Genomic DNA, 23,922 nt, shown 5'->3' with positions numbered 1-23,922 from the left:
TGAACCCTCAGTCGGTTGGGATGGGAGGGTGATGCACTGATGCCTCGGACCGTCGGCGGCACGTCGCCCCTGGCGGGGCGGGACCTGTATTTCCGGTTGCTCGGCCCGCTGACCGTCGAGCGTGGCGGTTCTGTGGTCGATGTCGGAGGCCTCCAGCAGCGGGTGATGCTCGCTTTGCTGCTCCTGCGCGCCGGTCAGGTCGTCTCGTCGGACGAGTTGGTCGACGCGCTCTGGGGCGAGTCCCCCCCACAGACGTGCCGATCTCGGCTGCACGGCTTGATCTCGGGATTGCGCAGGGCACTGGGGGAGGACGGCTCGCTCATCGAGACCAAGGCTCCGGGATATCGGCTGATCGTTCCGAGGCGATGCCTTGACGTCGAGGAGTTCGACCGCGCCCTGTCTTGCGCCCGGGACAGAGCCGCCGGCGGTGACCTCCCTCAGGCTGTGGACCTGTACCATCACGCCTTGCGGCAGTGGCGGGGCATCGCGCTCGCGGACCTGCCGCACCCGGCGGTCCGCGAGGCCGCGGCCGGGCTGGAGGAGCGGCGGCTGGCGGCCATCGAGGAGCGGATCGACGCGGATCTCGCCCTCGGGCACCATCGCGACCTGGTCGCCGAGCTCGCCTCGCTTGTGAGCGTCCACCCGCTGCGGGAAGGTTTCGTGGCGAAGTACATGACGGTGCTCGCCAGGACCGGGCGGACCGCCGAGGCGCTTTCGGTGTTCCAGGGTGTCCGCGAGCGGCTGGCGGAAGAGCTGGGGATCGACCCCTCGGAACAGATCCAGCGGGTCCACCACGCCATCTTGACGGGTGAGGAGACCGCGCCGGTAAGGCCGCCGGCGCGGAGGCCCCAGCAGCTACCTCCGGTGACGCGGCGCCTGATCGGCCGTGACAAGATGATGGACACGGCGGTCCGCCTGACGTCCGAGGAATATGTGACAGGGCCGAGATGCCTGGTGCTCGTCGGGCCGGGCGGTGTCGGCAAGACCGAGTTCGCCACCCACCTCGGCCACCGGATACGTGACGAGTTCCCCGGCGGTCAGCTTTACGCCCGGCTCGGCGGCTGTGGAAGGCGATCCCGGAATCTGCGGTCCGTGCTCCATCAGTTTCTGCAGGCCCTCGGCGTGTCCGCCGACGGACGCGGTCTCACGCTCGACGCTCTCAGCGGGCTGTTCCGCGACACGCTGGCCGACCGGCGGGTCCTGGTCCTCCTCGATGACGTCGCCGAGGAATCTCAGCTCCGCCATCTGCTTCCGGTCGGTCCCGGCTGCTGTGTGATCGCGACCAGCCGCCGCCGGCTTCCCTGCAGCGACATCGTACGCACCATGCCGGTGAGGTCCCTCGACCAGGAGAGCGCGATGGACCTCCTGCAGGACGCCGTCGGGTCCGCAGCCATGGCCGAGGCCCCGCCTGCCGCCGCGGAGATCGTACGTTTGTGTGACGGCCTGCCGTTGGCGATCCACATGGTCACCGCACGCGTGACGACCCGGCCGACCTGGACGTTGTCGCACATAGCGCGCAGGCTCTCCGACGACCGGGGACGTCTGGACTGGCTCGAACTCGGCGATGCCGGGGTTCGCGCGAGCATCGCCGCGAGCTACTCCAGGCTCGACCTCGACCAGCGGCGGCTCTTCCGGTGGCTGGGGATCGTGGGCTCGCACGAGTTCCCGTCCTGGGTCAGCGCCGCCCTGCTCGACCGGCCGCTGGGCTTCGCGGAGCGGATCCTGGACGACCTCGTCGACGTACACCTGGTGGAGCCCGCCGGACAAGGGCTGACCGGGCCTCGTTTTGCGCTCCACGACCTGGTCCACCTCTTCGCCGAGGAGCTTGCCCGCGCGGACGGTGCCGAGACGTGCGCCGCCGTCTCCGCGCGCGTCATGAACGGCTGGCTGGACCTGGCCTCCGTCGCCGATGGCGAGATGCCGCACTGGTACGGTGAGGACCCGGCGCCTCCCGCCCGCTGGCAGGCGCCCGAGGAGGTCCGCGAAGCCGCACGGGCGTACCCGCTCACCTGGTTCGACGAGGAGTGGCGACTCCTGCGCCGGGTCGTCCGGCAGGCCGCCGATGGGAAGCTCGCGCAGGTCGCCTGGCCCCTTGCCCAGCACATGTCTACCTATCTCGACATGCGGGGCGCCTATGACGAATGGACCGATACGCTGCGGGACGGATTGCGGGCAGCGGAGGAGGCCGAGGACGACGGCGGGGTCGCCTGCATGCTCGGGCTGCTACTCGACGCCGAGTCGTCCCAGGACAACTTCGACGCGGCCCTCACGTACGCATCGCGCGCGGTCACCGCCTACGCGTCGCTCATCCCAGAGCGGCTCAGCGGCCACGCGGAGCCGCCGAAGCCGCCACAGCAGTGGCACGCACTGGGAAAACACATGGACGCGCTGGCCACCGCCCGGTGCAAGAGGGATTTCGCCGGGCTTGGGCTTGCCGCGTTCTCGCTGATCGTCGCGGCACGGAGGGCAGGTGTGCGGGAGGGTTATCTCCCGCTCTTCGAGGAGGCACGCGACGCGTTCCAAAAGTGCGGGGCGCCTGTCTCCGAATTGTGGATGACGAAGAACATCGGCCTGGCCTACCTGAAACAACGCCGCGTCGGCGAAGCCGTCAAGTGCCTGTCACAGGGCAAGGCGATCATCCAGCGGGTCGGTGACGAACTGCGGGTCAACGGCACCGCCGGTGACATCTCCCGCGTGTACGCCGTCCAGGGCCGATTTTCCGACGCCGAGGCCGTGCTGAGGGACAACCTCCGAGAGTCGCGGGACCATGGGCACCTGTGGGACGAAGGCCGCGCCCTTGACGCCCTCGGCCGGGTCCGGAACGCCCGGGGTGACCACCGGGCCGCCCGGAGCGCCCATCTTGACGCCCTCGCCATCTGGCAGCGCCTGCGCGCATCACTCCGGATCGCTGCCACCATGCGCGAACTCGCCCGGATCAGCGACGCACTGGGCGACGCGGCAGCCGCGGAGTGCTACCGACGGGCGTCGGCCATGCTCGGCGCCGCTTCCACCAGCGGCTCCTGACGTCCAGGCGGACGCTCGGCGTGTTCATGCGCGAAGCAGCCGCGTCGGGCTCGTCCGAGCCGCGGCCACCGCCGGGGCCAGGCCCCCGATCAGGCCAGCGCCGAACGAGGCGGACAGGGAGATCACGGCGGCGAGCATCGGATAGCCGGGAGGCGCGAGGGCGGAGGCAGGATCGATCAGCCGCGGTGTCAGCCAGGCGACCGCGAGATAGCTGACGCCGATCGCGATCACGGCCACGCCCAAGCTGAGAAGCGTGGTACCGGCGACGACCAGGCCGAAAATCCGCAGCCTGGTCGCGCCGAGCGCCCGGCGCAAGCTCAGCTCCCTGGCTCGTTCCCGGAAGGTGGCCAGGCCGATGTTGAGCAGGCTGAGCATCGCGACGAGCAGCATCACGCCCGAGACCACGCCGAAGCCGAGCTCCATCATCGCCAGGTTGCCCAGCAGTGAGTCGAGGTCGCCTTTCACCGCTGGCTGGAGGCTGTCCTTGGGCACGCCCAGCGCCGCCGACGCGTCACGAATCGCTCCCGCCACCTCCGGTACGGTTTCGCCGGGCAGATGGACCAGCAACTCTGAGGAGAACACGGTGTCGATGACATGCGGCTGAAAGTGCACGGCCGAGGACAGGCTTTGATAGATCATCGCACCGCCGACGCCGTCGCTGATCACCCCCACGATCCGCTGCGGATACGCCGTGGCGTGCGGGCTGCCCTGGAGGAGGACGACGTCGCCGACGCCGCCGTAGACCTCCCTGCCGGCCATGTTCACGACTATCCCGCCGGGATATACGTGCTCATCGGAGTCCAGCCAGCGGCCTTCCAGCACCGGCAGTCTCCGGACCTGATCGAGCCGGCCCGCGACCAAGGAGACGGTACCGTCGACGTACTCGCGGGTCAGCTCGTCACCAGGCGTGCTCGAAACCTGGACCGTCTTCTCCTGGATTATCGCGAACTCACCGTCGCGCGCCCGTATCTCGGCAGCAATCGTGGAGATCAGCTCATCGAGCGGGACGGTCCCGACAGATCCTATGTCCAGGGAGGTCGCGAGAGTCGGCACTCTGCCGTTGAGCTGCTCCTCCCGCGCGACGAACAGGTCTTCGACGACGGTGCCGACGACGGTCGTGCCCGCCAGCGACAGCAGCGCGAGAAAGAGGCTGAGCCCGCCGAGCGCCGTCCGGATCCGGTGGGCTCGCATGTCGCGAAGGGCGTCTCGGATCAGGCGCATGACGTACGCTCCAGCACGCCGTCCCGCAAGAACAGCGCGCGATCGGCTCGCCTCGCAACGTTCGGATCATGGGTCACCAGCAGCAGCGCTGCTCCGGCCTCTGTCGCCACTGAGCACAGCAGATCGAGCACCCTGTCGGCCGTGCCCGTGTCGAGGGCTCCGGTTGGCTCGTCGGCCAGCACGACGGCGGGCCCGCGCACCAGCGCGCGGGCGATGGCGACGCGTTGCTGCTCTCCGCCGGAGAGTTGGCGCGGCCGCGCGTCGGCCCGGCCTGCCAGGCCGACGGCGTCGAGGCAGTCCAGCACCGCCGCCCGGGCTTGCGAGCGAGCCATCCGGGGACCGTGCATCAGTGGCAGCTCGACGTTCTCCCGCGCCGACAGGTGCGGGAGAAGCGAGTAGTTCTGGAAGACGAACCCCAGCTTTTTGGCACGCAGATCCGAGCGTCTATTTTCCGGCAGGCGATTGACACACGCGTCGTCGATGGAGATCTCACCAGCGTCCGGCGTGTCGAGCAGTCCCAGGAGAGCCAGCAACGTGCTCTTTCCGCTGCCCGAAGCCCCCTGGACCGCCACTATCTCGCCGGTCTCCACGGTCAGCGACGCGTCAGAGAGGATGTCCACGGTGCCGCCGGACGGCAAGGGATAGACCTTGGCCAGCCCTTCGGCCTTGAGCCGCATATCGATCACCGCACGGGGCGAGGCGGCGTGACCGCGACGCGATCGCTTTTTGACAGGCCGTGGGTGATCTCGACGATGGCGCCGTCGGTCACGCCAAGGCCGACTTTCCGCACCTCGGTGGACCCGTCATCGTTCACCACGGTCACCTCTCCCGTCACCGCCGAACCGGACACCGCCGACGTGGGCAGGGCCAGCGCCTCGTCCACCTGTCCACTGGCGACGATGATGAGACCAGACAATCCGTTATAGACCCTGACGTCGTCGGGAATCGCGCAAAGGATTTCTGGACCCTCCTCGCCCGGCTCGGCCGGTGCCTTCGACGCCACCAGCAGGGTGCAGTCGAATCCGGCAGGACCGTCGGTGATCGCCGCCGTCGCGCTCATATCGCCGCTCAGAAGCCGGTACGCGGACGCCTTGGGGAGTCTTCCGCGCAGACCGAAGCCTGCGTACGCCACCTCGACGACCGGCACTCCCTTGTGCACTCGTGCGCCGTCCGGGACGAGTGTCTTCTTCAGGATCGACTCGACCGGAACCTTCGCCGCCTCATCCCCCACCCTGAACGGCTGCTCGCCCTTGCCGAGATTGACCGTGCCCGCATGCGATCCCGCCAATACGGAACCGTAGTGGACGGTGCCGGTCTTCGGCGCCGTGATCCGATAGGTGGGACCGGCAGCCACCGAACCCTCCACCGCCACCACGGCCTTGATATCACGGCGAGAGACCGCCACGCTTTCCGGTTCGGCCGTGTCCGCCGTGTCCAGGTCTGCCACGTGCCCGGAATCTGGCCGCGGTTCCTGGACTGCGGGCCAGCCGATCGCCACCGCCGCCACGGCGCCCGCGCAGAGGAGAAGGACGAGGCTCTTGCGAGCCTTCGGTCTCATCGTCTATTCCCTTGGTCCGCGCAGTTGAGTTGGAGGTCTGCGGCGATGTGCGTGTAATCGCCAGCCCGGGCCGCCGTCAGCATTCTGACGTCGCTGTCGGGATTTTCGATGTTCTGAAAGTAGGCGGTCTGCGGGAGCTTGAGCACCTCGGCCAGCGCCCGTGACCGCTCCTCGCCGTCTTCCGCGTCCACCAGGGCCCTTCCCCATGAGCAATACCAGTATTCCGTGGCCATGACCGCGCCATATCCGGCCTCGTACACCATGGGAGCACCGTCGACGTTCGATTTTTCTTCGTGTATCGGCGGCCGGGGCCAGTCCAGGCCGTCCGGCAACTGCCACCTTCTCGCTTCAGCCAGATATTCCTGATCGGCTTGTATCGCCGTCAGGAAATTCGACTCGGAGTTGTCCCTTCCGGTAGCGCACGCAGTGGATCCCCACACCAGCACCGCCGCCAGCCCCATTGCTGCGATTCTCATCACGACCCTCATTCCGGCCGGATTCGTCTTCCCGAGAATGCCTGGGTGCTCGGCTCGCACCACACCCGGGCGTGCTTATCAGTATCGCATCTGACCCTCGAAAGAGTGCCTGCACAATACTGACGCCTTGCAGTGGCTTCGCCTCTTGAAGGACGTGAAGAACTTCTTGCCGTTCTTGACCCCGGTCGCGAGGACCCGCTTCTCGCCTTCTTTGTAGAAAGCGGGTATCGAGCCGCTCATCCAATACCTGCCCTTGGCTGATTTCACTCCAAAGAACATGCCTTTCTTGAAGGCTCCCCTGCTGGGCAGCTTGGCGAACTTGGCGGCGATATTTCCCTTGCCCGCCTTCTTGCGGATCGTTTTCGAGTTGTACCACTTGCCGGCCGAAGACCAGACCTTGCCGTCGATATCTCTCCAGCGAGCGGCTTGCGCCGGCTGCGCGACGACGGTGACGGCCAGTGCTTGCGCGACGGCGACGACGAGTATGGCCTTCAGGACGACCAACTTCTTTCCACAGATCATGCTGCTCCTCACAGTTACTACGGGATCACCAGATTCGGATCTTGTTCCTCTGCATGATCACGGCGGTTCTGGCCGCTCACGCGGGTCCTTTCCGGCCTCGCGAAACAGAGCCGCTCCCGAGCCGGACGCCCGGTTCAGGAGTGAAGGCCACATAGCCAACCACCGCTCGCTGTGCTGCGCCTGTGCTCTGGCTAACGCGGCGATGTGCGGCGGTCGGTGCGCCACGCCTCAGGCGGCACATGGCCCTCGGCATCACCGCCGCATCAGTCACAGCACAGCCTCCGCACAGCGCGCCCTTCTAGCGTCGGGAGGCGATCCGGCGTCTGTGACCCAAATCGGCAGCAGGGAGAACATGAACACGAGACCTCTGGCGGCGACCCTGAGGACGATTCTCGCCGTAGCCCTCGCGACGCTACTGGCGACAACTCTCGGCACGCAGCCCGCACAGGCCGCCCACTGGAGGAACATCAAAGGGGCGGTCTATGCCAAGATCAAATGGTTCAACTCGAAAACCATCCGAAAGAAGGAGGGCAAGGGGCCCATCGACGCAAAGTTCTCGAAGATCCCCGGCTCCCTGAGCAGCGATCCCCCAGGGCTCTGGTTCGGCGTCAAGTCCAAGAAGACCCGGAAGTGGATGGGCGCCTCCCCGCGAGAGTTCCCCAGGGAAGACCAGAAGAAGCGTCTTACGGTGAACACATCGAACGGAAAGAAATTCTTCACCTCGTTCAAGAGGCGAGTCATCTGTACGGGAATTCTCTGCAGCCACACCTTTGTGGGAAAAATGCGGTATTAGTACTCCAGTCGCATCTCGAGATCTCGGATCTCGATCTGATCGAGGCTGGGACATGAGACGGCCACCGCCGATCATGTGGGTGTGTGGAACCCACATGATCGGCGGTGGCCGCACCTGGGAAGGATTCGATTATCTCGCCACGGTGATTCACTGCCATTCCAAAATGGTGGTGGGCCGGGCGATGGCTGACCACTACAGAACCTCGCTCGTCTGCGACGCGATCGACACGGCCGCCGGTAAAATGGAGATGCAGCAAGGGTGTGTCTTCCGTTCCGACCGCGGCTGGAACTATACGCACGATTGATTCGGGCGGCATCTGGTCCGGTACGGGATGCGTCGACCCGTTGGACGCACTGCGGGCGTGTGCTGGGATAACGCGCTGGCAGAATCGTCCTTTGGAGGGTTGAAGAACGAGTGGCTCAACGCACCAGCCGCGCTGAAGCACGGCGCGCGGTTGTCGAACATATCGAGGGCTCCTACAATCAGCGCAGGCTTCATTCCGCAAATGGGTGCCGGACTGCACTTGGGGTCCACAACGAGTACCTGAGCCGACAGCTCGCATCGTGAAGTGATTGCCAGGAAGCTGATGCTCGGGTGTGCTGTTCGGCGGGGCGCCGCAGATCGGGCAGCCAGGCGTGTTGCACGCGAAGTGCGCGTACCCGTCCTGGCACACGTCCAGGGCGCATTCCTCCTCGTGCTGACAGTGCGGCCCCACCATGAGCGGCGGCTGGCCGGGCTTGGCCGGCGTGTACGGCTCGGACGTCAGATACCGGTCCAGCATCCCGAGCGTGAACGCCACATCCCGGCGGGCCCACTCCTCGGTGGTGCGTATGCCCGCGGCCTTCTTGTCGGCCAGGACCAGGAGGACGAGCTCGCCGGTGTCGACCTCGCGCAGAGTGGCGCCCGCCGGGCGGGCAACGTCCGCGGCCTGCTGCGGCTGTCGGGCAGGTTGGCACCCTCGAACCTGACGGCGGAAGAGCCCCGCCGCAATCACCTGCCCGGTGAGGAGGCGATGCCATCGCGTAACCTGCTGTCGGCCTGCCCGGTCACCTGGCGGGCCACCGGTTCGGTCACCCTGAACAGCCCCGGCCCCTCTTCACGCGCCCAACCACGCTCCACCAGCCGCTTGAGTTTCGAACGCAGGCCCTCCCTCTTGGCGGCCTCATCCGGCAGTCCCATCGCCACGGCGACCTGCCCCGCCCGCATCGCCCCACCGGCATCGACCAGGATCTCCACCGCATCCTGGTACGCGCGCGGCAACACCGCGACCTTCATGCCCGGCCGCCACTGCGGCACCGTCACCACCCCCAAGGGGGACGACGGCCCATCGGCTGCCACGTCAACGGAGCCGACGCCTGCGGCCTCATCGGGTAGCCGTTCAACCAGCCCGACGGCCTCGCCCAGGATCTCCTCCACCGTCTCCCGGGCGATCACCAGTCGCAACACCCGGTCCTCCTCGGCCTCCAACCGACGGGTCAACTCGGCGATCTGCTCGCGAAGCTGTTCCACCCGCTCACGGGCCGCGTTTCTCCCGCCGCTCCAACTCCTCCAGCAACGAGCTCATCGCCACCACCGTCTCGCGTCTGCTCACACGGTAGACAACGATCACCCGTCCCAACAGCCCAGACCTTATCCGCCCAGCTCAGCCACTCTCTCAGAGGGAGCCAGACCCGTGCTCATCGTCCGGCTGGGCGCCCAGCGGAACCTGCATGCCGACATGGGCATCCAACAGCGCATGAACGTACGTCGCCTCATATATACGACCGCTCTGGCAGCCCCGGTCCTGTACGCCGCGGTCAACCTGATCGCGCTCCAGCTGATCGCCCATCCGACAGGAGAGCTCAATCCCTGGTACGAAGAGCCATGGAATGACATGTTGCTGGAACAGCTGGAGCAGGAGGTCGCGCATGCGCGGAATGTGACGCTCGGCATCACCTTGATCCTGGCCGCCGAGGCGGTTCTCATCGCCGTGCTCGACCGGCTGGACCATCGATCCCCCTCCAGGTCCACTGTGCCGACCGGCGTCTGGTTCATCCTGTATGAACTGACTCTGGTCGTGGGGGTGCTGTTCTCTCCCCTGACACGGTTTTGGCTGCTCAACGACGATGGCGATCTAGAGATGCTGGCTCCCGAGTGGCATTCTCCCGCGTTGATCGCCATCCCCGTCCTGACTCTCATAGGCCTGATCGCCTGGATGTCCGGCCCGCCGGATGCCGTACCGGGTCCGCGCGATGAGCGGTGAGGAGATCAGCGCGCCCGTTTGATTATCAAATGATACTCAAATTGCGTCTGGTCTGGAAACGTGGCAGAAACTCCTGACCAGTCGAGAGGCCACTACCGATCACATGTTTCGGGTAAAAGTTCCGCCATGAGCAAGCGGAAGCCGTACCCCAGCGACATATCCGATGCCCGCTGGGCCTTAATCGAACCCACCTTAACCGCCTGGCGGCAAGCCCGACTCGACCGCCGGCCCACCGGTCAACCGGCCTCAGTCGAACTACGGGATATCTTCAACGCGATCCTATATGTCAACCGCACGGGAATCGCCTGGAAATATCTACCGCACGACTTCCCGTCCTACAACACCGTCTACGCCTACTACGCAGCCTGGCGCGACGAGGGAATTTTCGCACAACTCAACTACGAGCTGACCGGCCTGGCCCGCGTCAAGGAAGGCCGCACGGCCGAACCGACCGCGTGCATCATGGACACCCAGAGCGTGAAGACCTCCACCAACGTGCCCCTCACCAGCCAAGGAACCGACGCCGCAAAGAAAATCGTCGGCCGCAAGCGAGGCATCGTCACCGACACGCTCGGCCTCATCCTCGCCGTGGCCGTCGCCGCCGCAGGCCTGTCCGACAACGTGATCGGCAAAGGACTACTCGACCAAACCAAAAGCGCCTACCCAACGATATCCAAAACCTGGGTCGACACCGGCTTCAAGAACGCCGCAATCGAACACGGTTCCCAAGCCATGATCCACATTGCTTCAATCAACAACCCGACCAAGCGCATAACGGACGAGAATACTCCAACCTGGCGAGGCACCTACTAGAACATAAGCCGCAAACTACTCAAATCAAACGCCCTCTCACAACTCCTATCCAACAGCGGATCTGAAAATCCATGTGGCATGCTGCGCTATGTGAATCGACATATGAGACAAGGCGGTGATTGATTGATGTGCCTTCAACGACGGGCCTGGTGGACGTCGGTGCCGTACTGCATTCCGCCTCAAACGCAACCCTGAACAGCCAAAGTGAAAACGGTCGCGGACTCGCCATCGTGGCCACGCTCTCGCGGGGCCGCTGGAGGAGCCACATTCTGCCCCGAAGCACACATCGCGGGGACGCTAACGAAATGTGGAGCAACTGTTCCACCATGCCAACATGCGTCGTTTTCCGAAGAGACGGAGCGGAGCCCCGTGCCGGCCTGTTTGAAGCTTGCGTTTCCGCCTGAGCTGGACGGCTAAGCAACATACCGTCGACATACCGTCGTTCGCTAAGGTCCCGCTTCGGGACAGAAGTAGAAGTGAGGATGAGCGTGAGGCAAGCCATCTCCTGCGGAGCTTCCGGTTCTGGTCGGCGTCGAACCCCGTGTAAGAGGAAGCCACGTCAACCTCCGTGTGAGGCAACGGGGCCACGTAGCTGTACAACGATCTCACGGGGTTCGTTGGGCTGCATCCTCACGGCCCTGTTCCACACATTCGTCGCATCGCAGCTCGCGGCTGTTCGCGCTTTGTACAAGAGTCCTGTAAGCGCGGGCGCATCACATTGATACGATACGTTGCAGCTCATTTGGGGAGAAGTCTCCTTGCGCATCCAGATAAGGACCGCAGCTCCGGTCGAAATCGTCGGGCCACAGCGTAAAGTCACACCTCGATCTGGCCTCAGTCGCGGCATGCTCGTCGCGCTGGCCTTACTGCCAGGCACAATTGTTAGTTATTCGACATTGTACGACATTCTTTGGGAGCAACCCCCAGCTTCCGCACACGCCAATATCCGCACGTACATCTCACGGCTGCGCGATGACATTCGCCGCGCTGGGCTCGCGGAGCACCTGCGTCTGACGACGATCCGGTCGGCGGGTGGCGGTTCCGGCGGCGGTGTCATGCTGGGGGTCGAACCCGAGGCGGTCGACCTGCTGAAGCTGCGCTCCTTACGCTCACGCGCGCAGCGATTAGTGTCCGTCGATCCACGGCAGGCCCTGGCGTACTGCAAGATCGCGGCTGATCTCAACATCGGCGGCTTCGGCACCGACCTGCCCTCGACGGTGTGGTTCGAGACGCAGCGAACATGGTCGACCCAACTACACCTGTCGATGCGGCTCTTGGGCTGCCGGGCGCAGCTGACCGCCGGGGATCTCAGTGAAGGCTTCGAAGAGGCCAAGCGGCTGTTCCAACTGCAGGAGTGCAGGCAGACCTGGACGCTGCTGATCGCTGGTGCGTACCTGGCGGAGTCACCGGTCCAGGCACTCGATCTCGTCGACCTGTGCCGCCGCGAGTATGTCGGCATGGGACTGGACATGCCGGCGACCATCCAGCGGCTGCATCTGGCGGTGCTCAACTACGACGACGATGCGATTCTGCGCTTGATCGCAGAGCCGTGACCGCCCGCCATCACGCTTACCCGACCAGTTGACGGCCCACCAGATGCGCGTAGTGGCCGTTCCGTTCCAGAAGCCCGGCGTGATCACCGCTTTCCACCACGCGACCGTCCCGCAGCACCAGGATGCGGTCGGAGTCCTTGATGGTGCTCAGTCGATGGGCGATGACGATGCGGGTGCAACGCAAGGCGTTCAGATTCCGTTGAACCCGCATCTCGGTGTCGGCATCCAGGTTGCTGGTCGCCTCGTCGAGCAGCAAGATCTTCGGCCTGGCCACCAGCGCCCGGGCCAGTGCCACCCGCTGCCGCTGCCCGCCGGACAACCCGTTGCCGCCCTCACCGAGCACGGTCTCGTACCCCATCGGCATACGCATGATGTCGTCGTGAACCTCTGCCATCTTGGCGGCCTCGATCACGTCGGCCATGGTGGCTTCCGACGCCACCAGCGCGATGTTGGCCAGTATGGAGCCGCTGAAGATGTCGGCGCTCTGTGTCACCACGCCGCATTGCCTGCGGAACCGACGCAGTTCCAGATCCGACAGGGAAACGCCGTCGAAGGTGATGTCCCCGGTGGTGGGCGGGTACAGGCCGAGGATCAACCGGGCGAGTGTGCTCTTGCCGGAACCGGTCTGGCCGACGATGGCCACCATCTGGCTGGGCTGGATAGACAGATCGATGTCGGACAGCACTGCCGGTGCGTCGCCGGCATACTGGAACGACACGCGGCTCAACTTGATCGACATGTTCAGGTCCACCTCCTCCCGGCCCTGGCAGGCGGATTCCGTGCGCTCGTCGAAGATGTCGCGCAGCCGGTCGAGGTGGACCCGGACCGTCTGCAGCGACTTGATGCTTCCGCCGAGTTTCGTCACCGGGGCCAACGCCGCCCCGGCCATGGCATTGAGCGCGAACATCTCACCGACCGACAGGTGACCGCCGAGCACCAGGTACGCGCCGACCAGCAGCATAAGCAGCGGAGTGGTCGCGGCGACGGCGCTCAGCAAGGCGTCGATGGCGTTGTCCAGCCGCCGCCGGCGCAGCGACGCCGCCAACTGGTCGGCGAACCTGCCGGACCAGCGGGCGAGTGCGATGTCCTCGGCACCGGTCGACTTCACCGTCTCCGCTGCGGTCACGGTTTCCAGCAGGGTGCTCTGCGCCTCGCCGGTGGCCTGCAGCTCGCGCTCGGTGTATCGCTGGGCGTGCGGTGCCGAGACGACCATGACGGCGAGCTGACCGATCGCCAGCACCGCGATGACCAGTACATAGGTCCACGACTGCACACCGATGACCAGCATGTACACGCCCAGCAGCGCGGAGTCGATCGCGATGGCGAGCAACTGGCTGGATACCACGTCGCGCACGTAAGCGGAGCTGGACACCCGCACCAGAAGGTCACCGCCGCGCCGCAGTTGAAAGAACTGGTAGGGCAAAGACATCAGGTGCCGTACGAAGGAGACCATCATGGACCAGTCGATCCGCGTCTGCATCCACAGCAGGAGCTCCGCCCGAGCAAGACTGACCAGCGCGTATCCCAGGGCGTACGCGAGCATGCCGGCGGCCAGCACGTGCACCAGCCCCGTGCTGTCCGTCGGCAGTACGTGATCCAGCAGGTAACCGATGACCAGGGCCGGTACCAAACCCAACAGGGTCAAGCCGAGTGACGCGGCGAGAATAATGGTGACGACCTTCGGAGCAGGCGGCAGGAACGGCCGGACGAACGTCCACAGCCGCATACCCCCGCCGGAGCGTCGCGCCAGGTCAACTGTTGGAAGAAGCTCCAGCGCCACCCCGGTGAATCCGTCGCCGAACTCCGCCTGGGACAGTCGCTGCCGACCCGCACCCGGATCGACCACCTCGACAAAGTCGGCGGTGATCCGCTCCACCACGATGAAGTGGTTCATGTTCCAGTGCACGATGAGCGGCATGAAAAGCGTGTCCAGCGCGGACGGCTCGGCCCGCACCGCGCGGACCTCCATGCCCAGCTTTCTGGCTTGACGGACGATGGCCCCCGCGCTGACGCCGTCGCGGCCGAGCACAATCGCGTCGCGGATCTCGGCGATCGAGGTGTAGCGGCCGTAGTAGCTGAGCACCATGGCCAGGCAGGCGACACCGCACTCCACGGCAGTCGACTGCAACATCACTGGTACACGGCGGCGCCCGAGAACCCGCGGTGCCATCACAGCTCCCCTCCGCCGATCAGGTCGATCAGGATGGGGCGGGTGCCCCTTTCCACGACCACTTGGCCACCGATGCTGAACGCATTCACATCGACTTCGTCCGCGAACTCGACAGTGACCATCGGACCGGGCAGCTTGATGTACGGGTGCCACTGGACATCAATGACGGTTCCAGCGATCGGCCGCTCCGCGGCGAGCACGGTGATCTGACGATCCGTTTCGGTAATGCTGTCATCTGTCATCACCATCGCCACCGAATTGCGTTCCACGACCGCCACCGTCCCGGTGGCTCCGGTGGGCACCCGGACCAGCAGCCCCGAAACCAGCAGGGCCAGGAACACCGCGGAAGCCGCGATGACGGCTCGCCACCGAGGACGCAACTGCGCCGGGTCGAACGTTCCGGCGGTTCCGCCGCGCGGCCGCCGCAGATAGCGTTCGACGGCGGCGGGCAGGTACGCGTCCTGACCGGCGATTCCGCGGCGTCTCTCGACATCGCCGGTGATTGCTTCGGTCATCGGTCACGCTCCGGCCGGTGCGGTGTCCGGCGCTGCCAAGGTCAGCACGTTGGGCACCGTCTCGGGCCGGGCCAGGTGCGCAAGTCCCCAGGCGATGCCCGCCAGCCCGGTCATGAGGTCAGGGGTCTCGATCCCGTCCGGCACTCCGCACAACCAGCGGTTGGTACGCCCTTCGTTGATGAGCGTGCGCCACACCTTCGGCAGCAGCCCGGCGACCTCGGGATCGTCGCCCGGCCGGTGGCAGCGCTGCGCGATGAGCAGATTGCCGACGTCACCGTGGCACAGGCAGTGGTTGCCGATACCGGAGACCACTGGCTGGTCGAGCCCGGTGGACAGTATCGACTGCACACCGCGGCGGCGATCCAAGTCAAGCTGTTCTGCCAGATCTGGGACGGTGCCGAGACGGAGCAGTTCGTCGCGCGCCAACGCGATTCCTGGCCCGCCGTGACACCAGGTGCTCATGAACGCGGTGTTGCTGACCTCGTCTGGACGCAGGTCCGGCCAGGCGCCGGCGTGAGGATCGTAGATGGAGTCCTCGTATCGCAGAGCCTGCCGAACGGCGTGCACGTATTCGTCACGCGGCGAGATCTCATTGAGCCGGGCCAGCGCGACCGCGATGCCGGAGGCGCCGTGCGAGAAGCCGGTGAGCGCGACGTCCGGATTCAAGCGGGTCTTCCACCCCCAGCCGACCGGCATCTCGACATGACCGTCGATCAGCTGTCTGGCGCATCGCTCGGCCAAGGGCAGGGCGCCGCTGTCGGGGGATATCCGGTGCAGCGCGAGCAACGCGAAGATGGCGCCGGCCGCTCCTGACACCACGTCCAGGAAGTCATCCTCGTCGACCAGCAGATCCATTACCGACAGCAGGGATTCGGCCGCCGCTGCTAGATCGCTGCACCTGCGGTGGGCGGCGGCATGAGCCAGCGAGTATATGCCGCCGCCGACTTTTTCGAACACACCGATGCTCACCGCGGTCTCGGCGCGCTTGCGCGGATCGCGCGCCGCCTCGTCGGTGAGCCATCGTGCCTGGCGGGCCAACTGGTCGAAGACCAGGCCGGCCAGCTCGTACGACCGCTCGTCACCCGTGATCGCTGCTACGGCGTCCAGCGCGAGGCCGATACCGGCGAGTCCGGTGTACATATCGGATTCGGCGGGGGTGAGGCGCCAGAACCGTTCCTCCAGCATCCCGAGGCCGATCCACCCGACCCTGCCTCCATCACGGACGGCCAGTTCGTCCAGCCGATGCGCCAACCGCAGCGCCTCGGCCGTGGCCTCCTCGGCGGCGACACCGGTCTCGTCGCGTTCCCGGGCCCAGTTCGGCCACTGCTTGTCGGAGGCGACGGCACGGCTGGCCGTGATCGTGGACCGGATGATCCATTCCTGGGTGCCGCGATCCTCCTCGCACAGTTCCCGGACGCGGTCCTGAACCGTGTCCAGCGGTGCCCGCTCCTGCACTCCCATGCGGGCGTCCTGCCAGCCGCCGTGGATGACACCCGAGGTCACGTCCACGCCGAAGATCGGGATGTCACCTCGGTGCATTTCGGCTAGTTCGCTGCGGATGATCTCCTCGTGGCAGTCGATGTACTGGTGACCGCCGAGCAACCGCGCCAGGGAGCGGTCCAGATCGAGTCCGTCCCGCAGGAAATCGGGGTGCGAGCATTCCATCAGCACCCGGCCGTACACCTGGGTGGGCCGCAGGATGAGGCGGCTGCGGGCGTTGCCGAAGGCGCTCAGCAGGCCGTCGGCCGCTAGCAGGTCCTCGCGACCGGCCATCAGCGCCCGATAGCAGTCGGTGAAGCCCTCGGCGAACTGGTCGGCGCGGTCGAACAGGTCCCACTCGTGGCCGTGTTCGTCGGTGGGGAGGTTCTGTTTGGGCTCCATGTCCATATGCCGGCTCACCAACTGCATCGCGTCGGTGCCGTCGCCGTCCCAGGTGGGCAATGCCACCGGTGTCTTCTGGCCGCCGCGCCCGCCAAGCCCGCTGATGTCGACATCGAAGAGTTCCGTGCCATCACGGACCAGAAAACGATTGGGCAGCACGCCGATAGTGGTCACCGAGTTCAACAGGGCCACTGCAGCAACCGACTCATCGCCGCCTTCCGGTGATGGCATGGCGGATCGCTTGTCGGCGTGCAGCAGTGACTCGAGGTCAACCAGCACCGGGTCATCACCGACGGCCAGGATGTTCTCGTAGTGGAAGTCGGTGGCGTGCATGGCGTACAGCAGTGCTGTGAGCGCACCGAGGCGCCAGGCGTACCGGTCGGCGCCGTCGGCATCGGTGTGGACACTGGCGTCGACGTGCTCCGACCAGCCGTGGCTGCCACGGTCCCACATCCGGGTCCGCCGCAACGGGAACTTCGGACCGCCGTTGTTGAGCCAGGCGAGCAGGCCGTCGAAGGCCGTGTCCATCACCAGAGGGCGGGGTTTGAACACCAGGCGGCCGTGGTCGAAGGTGAGGATGGCCACCGACCGCCCGCCGCGGTGCGTGTCCCCCGCGCCGAATCGCACCTCCGTCAAGCGGGTCGCGGTTGCCTGGACCAGGCCACGCTCCCGCAGCCCGCGCAGGTCGTCGATCAAGGCGTTGACGAGTTCCAGCGTCACCTCCAGCCAGAAGCTCAGCCGCTGGACGACCATCCGGGCCAGCACCGGGTACTCCTGCCAGATCGCCAGGGCTGCGCCGGGATCGGCCAGCTGCCGGACAAAGTCGGCGAAGCGGTCCTGTGGCGTGTCACCGATCAGCCGATCCTCCAGACGGGCCACGTTGAGCTCGGTCACCATGGTCCGTTTCACCTGCTCCAAGACCTCGCCACCGGGAAGCGTCGACTGCAGGCTCGTGACCAGGCCCTCGACGTCGGTCAGCACCGGATCAATGACGCACGCGGAGGCCAACCGAACCACGATCGCCTGGTGCAACTGTCGCAGTGCGCCCTCTAACAGCGGCCGAGCCACCTCCAGGAGCCCCAGATCGTCGTGGATACGTTGGCCCGCCGGCGCGAGCTCGGTCCCGGTCCGCCACCAGGTCACAAAGGTGTGGTGCCAGGCCGGCTCTGGCATCCCACGACTCCGCAAGGATTGCCCGGTTTCGCCTAGAAGCTCGGCCAGTTGCTCCACTGTCACCCCGAGGGGCGCGAGCCGTCCGTCGGCGGACTCGGACGCGTCGTCGAAGACCTTGAGTTCCAGCCACATGGCCAGTCGCTTGTCACCTTGGACGGCATCGACCTCGGTAGGCGCACCGGCGGCGCGGCGCTCGGTGACCGTGGTGGCCAATTCCCACGGCAGTCGGACTGCGGCGTGGCCCTTGGCGTCGGCGGTTCCGCGGACGTCGTCATGCACTGCTGTGTCGCTCCTTGGAGGTGAGGTTGGTTGGCAGAGGGCTGGCCGGCTGGACGTTTCAGCCGGCCAGCCGTCCTTCGTCGCTGCATTCGGCCGCGATCACTCAGGTGTCAGCCGGATGGTGAGGTGAGCGTCAGCAGCCAGACGGAGGGTTGCACCAGATGCCCCACGCCGCCGACCACGCCGGGTTGCAGCTGCAGCAACCGGTGGTCCCGTGGTGTCGGGTGCCGGCGCCGCTGATGTCGACGAGTTCGGCATCCGATAGCACCGTGACAGTGGGTTGACCGGCGGGATGGCTGGGTGCCGAAGCTCCGAGAGATCGCCGGTATACTGGGTCTTTCCAAGCCCTGACCGTGTCCATGGCCTACCTTTCGTTGACCGGCACGACAGATCCACCGTCCGCAGGGGGCGGCTTGTCGTGTTCGTGATGGGCTTCGGCTAGCAGCAGCCACTGCTGCCGTGTGAGCACGAGCCGCACAGGGTGCCGCTCGGCGAGCAGACCGTCGCGGTGGCGGTGACCACACCGGCAGTGGCGCACAACCACGTGGTGGTGCCACCGTCAACGCTGTTCAGCTGGTCGTCGGTCAGGTCGACCACGCCGGCCGGGTGCGACGGCAGCTTGGCCTGATCCAGGCCGCTGCGGTACACCGGGTCCTTCCAGGCGCGAAGAACGTCCATGTTCTTCCTTCCTTTCTTGTCCTGGTAACTGACGGCACTCAGTGAAAGGCACAGCTGCACACAGATTGCATACGTTCCGTACACCTGTGGCGGGCGGTAGAGCGGCAGGCAGCGCGAGGGCTTTCCCTGCACCTCGATTACCTGGCGGGTCTTGCCCAGCTCGGCGCCGGCGCAAGGTACTGGACCTACTCGAAGCAGGCCGCGCGGCCACCGAGCTCGCACATGGCCTGGACATCAGCACGCAGACGGTCTACACGTGGCGCCGCCAGGACCGCATCGATCGGGGCCTGGAGCCGGGCCTGACCAGCGGCGAGAAGGCCGAGCTGGCGGTCGCCAGACGGCGCATCGCCGAGCTGGAGACCGAACTGCAGGCCACCCGGCGGGCGATCAAGCCGGTACGTGGTTCTTCGGCGGACCGCAGCCCACCGGACCGTTCGACGGGCTGCGGGCCGAGCGTGCGCGCATCCCGTACGCCCATACCGGCCTGGTCGCCGTTCCTCCGGGCGTCAGCGACGAGCAGGCCATCATGGTGAGCGACATCTTCCCCACAGGCTGGTTCGGCGCTCGTCTCGCCGAGGTGGGCGCTGGCGACGTGGTCGTGGTGCTGGGAGCGGGACCGGTAGGACAGTTGGCTGCGTTATCGGACCGCATCCAGGGCGCCGGTCGGGTGCTGATCGTCGACGGCAACGCCGACCGACTGGAGACGACTCGGATGCAGAACGCGGAGACCATCGACTTCAACGCCGAGGACCCCGTGCTGGCCGTCAAGGAGTTGACGGGCGGGATCGGGACCGCGTGATCGACGCCGTCGGCGTGGACGCGGAGAGCCCCGCGCGTGAGCATCAGCCCGGCGGCCAGGACGATGCCTGGGGTCCCGGGCGACGCGCCCGCGCAGGCGTTGCGCTGGGCGCTTGACATGGCGGACAAGGCCGGGACGATCGGCATCACCGGTGTCTACCCGCCTGGCTTAGAGAGCTTCCCGCTTGGCACGGCCATGAACCGCAACCTGACCATCAAGGCGGGCAACTGCAACCACCGGCGCTACGCCCCCGGCCTGCTCAGCAGGATTGCCCAGGATGGCGCCGACCCCACCACGGTCCTCACCCAGCAGGAGAGCCTGCCCACGGTGATTGACGCCTATCAGGCCTTCGACCGCCGTGAACCAGGCTGGACGAAGGTGACCCTCGAACTCGGCTGATGCCGTACGAAGGAGAAGGGAGCCGGCATGCCCCAGACCGGATCCGACATCATCAAGGCCTGGCCGCAGGAGTCACGGGAGGCCGCCCAACTGGTCATAAGCTCCTACGGCGAACCACACGAGACGACGGAGTCACTGCTCCTGTGGTACGGCGCCGGACCGTGGAAGCGCATCACGGCCTCTCGCGTGTTCTTCGAACACCGCTTCCCCACACCGCACATCGATTCCGTCGAGAGCGTCATCGACTACCAGGTGCCGGTGGAGAAGTTCACGCCACTGGCGGAGTTCGACGGCAGCGTCATCGTCGAGCGCACAGCGGGCGAGGTCTTCGCCCGCTGCCACGACGAGCAGGCCAACTTCCTGGCCCTCAACCTCATGCACGTCATCGTGACCGGTGCCAAGACGGTCGAACAGGCTCGGAGGTACTACGCCAAGGAGTTCGCCGACTACCGTCGCAAGCAGCCCACCCCTTACATGGACGGCCTGCAGTTCCAGCCTCCCCAAGACACCGCCGATCCCGATAGCCGCGCGCTGTCCGATCTGGGCCTCGAACAGGCCGCCCAAGAGGGCGAGCGCAAGGAAGGATCAGCCAGGTGAGGGTGAGCATCACCACCGATGAAGGACGGCTTCGCACAACCCGCACCGGTGTGGATCGCGCGGAACCGCCGAGACAGCGGGCAGCGGTCAGGTCACGTCAAGGAGGCGGCGGCGGGGAAACGGTCCCAGACGCGGTGCGCCGCCAGGAGCCGGAGCGTCTCCTGCAGAACGGTCGTGCCATCGTCGCCGAGCAACACGCCCGGGGCCAGCGCGGGTATGCCCGCCTGAGCGCACGCCTGCGATGCCGTTCCCCAGCCGCCGATCGGCTTGGCGTGCCGGTATGCCTCCGTGATCAGCAACAGCACGCGTGGGTCGACCGGCGCGTCCGCGCCGCCGCCCGCCTTCGCGTCGCGGGCCCCGTACGCGTCCTTGCCCGGCCCGGAGGCGCTCGCCACCAGCAGCGCGTCGAACTCGACGGACCGCGCGGTGACGAACGTGCGCTGCACCGGCAGCGTCCCGCCGAGCATGCCGCCGGTCGGCCCGATGACCAGCGGCGTCATGCCGGCGTCCAGCACCGCCTGGCGGACGACGCCGACCGCCTCCGCGTCGCCGTCGCCGGCGATGATGCCGATGACCCGTCCGTCGGCCGGCCAGGTCTGCCCGACCTGCGACAGCGCCGGGCTGGGCCGCGGGTCCGCCAGCGGCTCGGACGCCTGCGGCGCGGGCAGCCCGAGCCCTTCGGCGACCTGCTGGCACAGGACGGGGTCGATGTTCGCGAGCACTCGCAGGTACCGCTCCTTGATGGCCTGCTCATAGCACTTGCCGAGCTCGAAGGTGTAGGCCGCGATCGTGTGCTCGCGCTCGACCGGCGTCAGACTCAGCCAGAACAGCCGCGACTGGCTGAAGTGGTCGGCGAACGACGCGGGCGCCTCGCGCACCTTCCGTCCGGACACCTCCATCGGCACCTCGACATAGCCGCCCTCGACGGCGCCCGCGGTGAAGGGGCAGCCACCGTCGAGCGAGTTCGGCCGGTACGGCGCGACGCCCCTGTGCACGGCCGCCTGGTGGAAGCCGTCCCGCAGCATGTCGTTGACCGGGGCGTGCGGCCGGTTGATCGGGATCTGCGGGAAGTTGGGCCCGGCCAGCCGGGTGAGCTGTGTGTCGAGGTACGAGAACAGCCGTCCAGCCAGAAGCGGGTCATCAGTGACGTCGATGCCCGGCACCAGGTGGCCGACGTGGAAGGCGACCTGCTCGGTCTCGGCGAAGAAGTTGGACGGGTTGCGGTTGAGGGTCAGCAGGCCGATCGGCTGGACCGGGGCTAGCTCCTCGGGGACGATCTTCGTCGAGTCGAGCAGATCGATACCCTCGAACGTCTGCTCCGGCGTGTCAGGAAAGGTTTGGATGCCCAGCTCCCACTGCGGATAGGCGCCCGCCTCGATCGCATCGGCGAGGTCGCGCCGGTGGAAGTCCGGGTCCACGCCGCCGAGCAACTGCGCCTCCTCCCAGACCAAGGAGTGCACGCCGAGCTTGGGCTTCCAGTGGAACTTCACCAGCGTGGTCGCCCCCTCCGCGTCGACCATGCGGAAAGTGTGGACGCCGAAGCCCTCCATCATCCGGTAGGAACGCGGGATGCCGCGGTCTGACATGTTCCAGATCGTGTGGAAAGTTCCTTCGGTGTGCAGGCCGACGAAGTCCCAGAACGTGTCGTGCGCGGTCTGCGCCTGCGGGATCTCCCGGTCCGGATGCCACTTGGCGGCGTGGATGACGTCGGGGAACTTGATCGCGTCCTGGATGAAGAAGATCGGGCAGTTGTTGCCGACCAGGTCGAACACGCCTTCGGAGGTGTAGAACTTGGTCGCGAAGCCGCGCGTGTCGCGCGCGGTGTCCATCGAGCCACGCGAGCCGATCACGGTGGAGAAGCGCACGAAGACCGGCGTCTCGACGTCCTGGGCGAGGAAGGCGGCCTTGGTGATGTTCGAGGCAGTGCCGTAGCCGCGGAAGAGGCCGTGCGCTCCGGCGCCGCGCGCGTGCACGACGCGCTCGGGGATGCGTTCGTGGTCGAAGTGCATGACCTTCTCGCGCAGGTGGTGGTCCTGCAGCAGGACCGGGCCGCGCGGGCCCGCCTTGAGCGAGTGGTCGGTGTCCGGCAGCCGCAACCCTTGGGCGGTCGTCAAGTATGCGCCGCCCTGTGCCACTTTGTCTTGGGGATTGCCGGTGGGCTGTCCGGTAGGAGAGTAGGTGCCCGGCCCGCTCTGATCGGGTTTGGGCGGCAGCGGCTCGCGCGGCTGGGTCGGCTCCTCCAAGGAGGGTGGTTCGCTGTTGGGGACGCCAGGGATCTCGGCGGAATGCCCGTCGCCGGTCACCGCATCGACGGCGGACTTGATGGGATGTGACTGCTCCATGCTCTCTCCTGGGCGTTGAGGTTGCGTCACTGCTGCCAAGCGACGCAGATACCCATAAAGGAGGCCGCCACGCGGACTTTGCGACGTTCTCAGGCGAACTGGATCACTTGTTCATCCGGGCGGCGCATCGACCGGAGGCCATGAAAAATAGCGTCTCCGATAGGGGCTCCCCGCTGGGGAAGATCGCCGTCATCGTGCTCGCCGTGCTGCGCCATGACCAGCGCCTGGCCGACATGGTCGACATGGCCGACATGGCCGACATGGCCGGCGGCAACAACGTCTCGCCCGGCACCGTGCGCCGCTGGGTACGGGAGGTTCTGCGCCTGCCGGCCGCGCGAGCACCACGCCTGGACCGCGCCCTGAACAAGATCGCCAGACAGGGTGGCGAGGTCGTGCTGATCGACGGCACCCTGATCCGCACCGAACGCCGCAGCGGGAAAGACAACCGCAAGAACTGTCGAGTCGGCACGGAGCGCGGTGCTGGTGTTGCTACCGGTCCGTTTCTCCGTGCCGCTCGCCGAACCCGGCGTGCGGCTCTCACCGCACCGGGCTCTCCACGGTTCGTGCCGCTGAGGCGTTGTTCGCAGGCCAGGGGGTGGGGGTCGCCGCCAAGCCCGGCCTGAACCGCTACCTGCGCACGACACCGGCCGGCAAGCTCCGCATCGACATCGCGAAGATCAAGGCCGAGGAGAACCTGGACGGCAAGTACCCGCTGCGCTGCAGCGACCCCCACCTGAGCGCCGAGGACATCGCGCTGGGTTACAAGCAACTGCTGGAGGTGGAGATCTGTCAAGCACAATGCACCGATAACTACAGCCTGGCGTATAGAGCGGGTGTTCAGCTGTCGGTGACTGGTTCGTCGGGTGGGGAAGCGTTCGTCTGCTGCC

Annotated in this window: 22 protein-coding genes and 2 pseudogenes; 12 read left to right on the top strand and 12 right to left on the bottom strand. The window is 66.5% G+C overall.

The genetic code is table 11. The annotated features are described in order from the left end of the window. Positions 1 to 39: 39 nt before the first annotated feature. Positions 40 to 3,024, top strand: coding sequence for an AfsR/SARP family transcriptional regulator (locus tag E1295_RS30385; RefSeq protein ID WP_132635325.1), 2,985 nt, complete (start codon positions 40 to 42; stop codon positions 3,022 to 3,024). Positions 3,025 to 3,048: 24 nt separating this feature from the next. Here E1295_RS30385 and E1295_RS30380 read toward each other — a convergent pair whose 3' ends face one another. The 5 genes from E1295_RS30380 to E1295_RS30360 form a co-directional block, all read right to left on the bottom strand. Continuing rightward, positions 3,049 to 4,245 carry an ABC transporter permease gene (locus tag E1295_RS30380; protein ID WP_132635322.1) on the bottom strand — a complete coding sequence of 399 codons (1,197 nt, stop codon included), beginning with the start codon at positions 4,243 to 4,245 and terminating at the stop codon, positions 3,049 to 3,051. Continuing rightward, on the bottom strand, positions 4,236 to 4,922 hold the full coding sequence (locus E1295_RS30375; RefSeq protein WP_132635319.1) for an ABC transporter ATP-binding protein: 687 nt from the start codon (positions 4,920 to 4,922) through the stop codon (positions 4,236 to 4,238). Before E1295_RS30375 ends, E1295_RS30380 begins: the two co-directional genes overlap by 10 nt. Before the next feature lie 5 nt (positions 4,923 to 4,927). Further along, positions 4,928 to 5,803 carry a permuted SH3 domain-containing protein gene (locus E1295_RS30370; RefSeq protein ID WP_132635316.1) on the bottom strand — a complete coding sequence of 292 codons (876 nt, stop codon included), beginning with the start codon at positions 5,801 to 5,803 and terminating at the stop codon, positions 4,928 to 4,930. Further along, positions 5,800 to 6,279 (bottom strand): hypothetical protein, encoded by a 480-nt coding sequence (locus tag E1295_RS30365; protein ID WP_132635313.1) that lies wholly within the window; start codon positions 6,277 to 6,279, stop codon positions 5,800 to 5,802. The genes E1295_RS30370 and E1295_RS30365 overlap by 4 nt, the downstream gene beginning before the upstream one ends. A 78-nt stretch (positions 6,280 to 6,357) precedes the next feature. Beyond that, complete coding sequence (locus E1295_RS30360; protein ID WP_132635311.1) at positions 6,358 to 6,801, bottom strand: hypothetical protein; 444 nt, start codon at positions 6,799 to 6,801, stop codon at positions 6,358 to 6,360. Between the two features lie 352 nt (positions 6,802 to 7,153). On the opposite strand from E1295_RS30360, the gene E1295_RS30355 reads away from it, so the two are divergent. Together E1295_RS30355 and E1295_RS30350 are read left to right on the top strand one after the other, a co-directional pair. After that, positions 7,154 to 7,594 (top strand): hypothetical protein, encoded by a 441-nt coding sequence (locus E1295_RS30355; RefSeq protein WP_132329039.1) that lies wholly within the window; start codon positions 7,154 to 7,156, stop codon positions 7,592 to 7,594. Between the two features lie 94 nt (positions 7,595 to 7,688). Next, on the top strand, positions 7,689 to 7,898 hold the full coding sequence (locus E1295_RS30350) for a DDE-type integrase/transposase/recombinase (protein WP_166427478.1): 210 nt from the start codon (positions 7,689 to 7,691) through the stop codon (positions 7,896 to 7,898). Positions 7,899 to 8,584: 686 nt separating this feature from the next. Here the strand turns inward: E1295_RS30350 and E1295_RS49075 are convergent. Further along, positions 8,585 to 9,103, bottom strand: coding sequence for a hypothetical protein (locus E1295_RS49075; RefSeq protein ID WP_166427477.1), 519 nt, complete (start codon positions 9,101 to 9,103; stop codon positions 8,585 to 8,587). A gap of 163 nt (positions 9,104 to 9,266) precedes the next feature. Here E1295_RS49075 and E1295_RS30340 point away from each other — a divergent pair, with 163 nt between their 5' ends. The 3 genes from E1295_RS30340 to E1295_RS30330 all read left to right on the top strand — a co-directional run bounded on the left by E1295_RS30340 (position 9,267) and on the right by E1295_RS30330 (position 12,202). Beyond that, on the top strand, positions 9,267 to 9,836 hold the full coding sequence (locus tag E1295_RS30340) for a hypothetical protein (protein ID WP_132635305.1): 570 nt from the start codon (positions 9,267 to 9,269) through the stop codon (positions 9,834 to 9,836). A gap of 126 nt (positions 9,837 to 9,962) precedes the next feature. Further along, positions 9,963 to 10,649 (top strand): IS5 family transposase, encoded by a 687-nt coding sequence (locus E1295_RS30335; RefSeq protein WP_132635303.1) that lies wholly within the window; start codon positions 9,963 to 9,965, stop codon positions 10,647 to 10,649. 758 nt (positions 10,650 to 11,407) lie between these two features. Further along, the gene (locus E1295_RS30330) at positions 11,408 to 12,202 is read left to right on the top strand and encodes an AfsR/SARP family transcriptional regulator (protein ID WP_132635301.1); all 795 of its coding nucleotides are present in this window, start codon (positions 11,408 to 11,410) and stop codon (positions 12,200 to 12,202) included. 16 nt (positions 12,203 to 12,218) lie between these two features. Here E1295_RS30330 and E1295_RS30325 read toward each other — a convergent pair whose 3' ends face one another. From E1295_RS30325 to E1295_RS30305, 5 genes and pseudogenes are all read right to left on the bottom strand, one after another. Next, positions 12,219 to 14,333 (bottom strand): peptidase domain-containing ABC transporter, encoded by a 2,115-nt coding sequence (locus E1295_RS30325; protein WP_425465372.1) that lies wholly within the window; start codon positions 14,331 to 14,333, stop codon positions 12,219 to 12,221. Positions 14,334 to 14,371: 38 nt separating this feature from the next. After that, positions 14,372 to 14,887 carry a hypothetical protein gene (locus tag E1295_RS30320; RefSeq protein ID WP_132635295.1) on the bottom strand — a complete coding sequence of 172 codons (516 nt, stop codon included), beginning with the start codon at positions 14,885 to 14,887 and terminating at the stop codon, positions 14,372 to 14,374. A 3-nt stretch (positions 14,888 to 14,890) separates the two neighbouring features. Beyond that, on the bottom strand, positions 14,891 to 18,220 hold the full coding sequence (locus E1295_RS30315; RefSeq protein WP_220448968.1) for a type 2 lanthipeptide synthetase LanM family protein: 3,330 nt from the start codon (positions 18,218 to 18,220) through the stop codon (positions 14,891 to 14,893). A 241-nt stretch (positions 18,221 to 18,461) separates the two neighbouring features. Beyond that, a pseudogene (locus E1295_RS52590) lies at positions 18,462 to 18,581 on the bottom strand (mersacidin/lichenicidin family type 2 lantibiotic); the annotation flags it as partial. Between the two features lie 77 nt (positions 18,582 to 18,658). Next, the gene (locus E1295_RS30305) at positions 18,659 to 18,898 is read right to left on the bottom strand and encodes a mersacidin/lichenicidin family type 2 lantibiotic (protein ID WP_132635289.1); all 240 of its coding nucleotides are present in this window, start codon (positions 18,896 to 18,898) and stop codon (positions 18,659 to 18,661) included. Positions 18,899 to 18,939: 41 nt separating this feature from the next. Here E1295_RS30305 and E1295_RS52585 point away from each other — a divergent pair, with 41 nt between their 5' ends. The 4 genes from E1295_RS52585 to E1295_RS30285 are packed head-to-tail and all read left to right on the top strand — an operon-like array spanning position 18,940 to position 20,693. Further along, the gene (locus E1295_RS52585) at positions 18,940 to 19,431 is read left to right on the top strand and encodes a transposase (RefSeq protein WP_425465371.1); all 492 of its coding nucleotides are present in this window, start codon (positions 18,940 to 18,942) and stop codon (positions 19,429 to 19,431) included. Beyond that, positions 19,425 to 19,697, top strand: coding sequence for an MDR/zinc-dependent alcohol dehydrogenase-like family protein (locus E1295_RS30295; protein WP_132635286.1), 273 nt, complete (start codon positions 19,425 to 19,427; stop codon positions 19,695 to 19,697). The genes E1295_RS52585 and E1295_RS30295 overlap by 7 nt, the downstream gene beginning before the upstream one ends. A gap of 36 nt (positions 19,698 to 19,733) precedes the next feature. Continuing rightward, a complete protein-coding gene (locus E1295_RS30290; protein WP_132635283.1) occupies positions 19,734 to 20,096 on the top strand; it encodes an MDR/zinc-dependent alcohol dehydrogenase-like family protein in 363 nt (120 codons plus the stop codon). A 27-nt stretch (positions 20,097 to 20,123) separates the two neighbouring features. Then, positions 20,124 to 20,693 carry a hypothetical protein gene (locus tag E1295_RS30285; protein WP_132635280.1) on the top strand — a complete coding sequence of 190 codons (570 nt, stop codon included), beginning with the start codon at positions 20,124 to 20,126 and terminating at the stop codon, positions 20,691 to 20,693. Positions 20,694 to 20,785: 92 nt separating this feature from the next. On the opposite strand, the gene E1295_RS30280 is transcribed toward E1295_RS30285, so the two are convergent. Continuing rightward, positions 20,786 to 23,035: a catalase gene (locus tag E1295_RS30280; protein WP_132635277.1), complete on the bottom strand. Its 2,250-nt coding sequence runs from the start codon at positions 23,033 to 23,035 to the stop codon at positions 20,786 to 20,788. A 107-nt stretch (positions 23,036 to 23,142) separates the two neighbouring features. Between E1295_RS30280 and E1295_RS50295 the strand changes: the two genes are divergently transcribed. Beyond that, a complete protein-coding gene (locus E1295_RS50295; protein ID WP_220448966.1) occupies positions 23,143 to 23,658 on the top strand; it encodes a hypothetical protein in 516 nt (171 codons plus the stop codon). Further along, positions 23,637 to 23,819 (top strand): annotated as a pseudogene (locus E1295_RS52580) (IS1634 family transposase); the annotation flags it as partial. The gene E1295_RS50295 and the pseudogene E1295_RS52580, both read left to right, overlap by 22 nt. Positions 23,820 to 23,922 lie beyond the last annotated feature (103 nt).

The sequence above is a fragment of the Nonomuraea mesophila genome (assembly GCF_004352805.1).
GTDB lineage: Bacteria > Actinomycetota > Actinomycetes > Streptosporangiales > Streptosporangiaceae > Nonomuraea > Nonomuraea longispora.
This window is presented reverse-complemented; position numbering and strand designations above follow the sequence as displayed.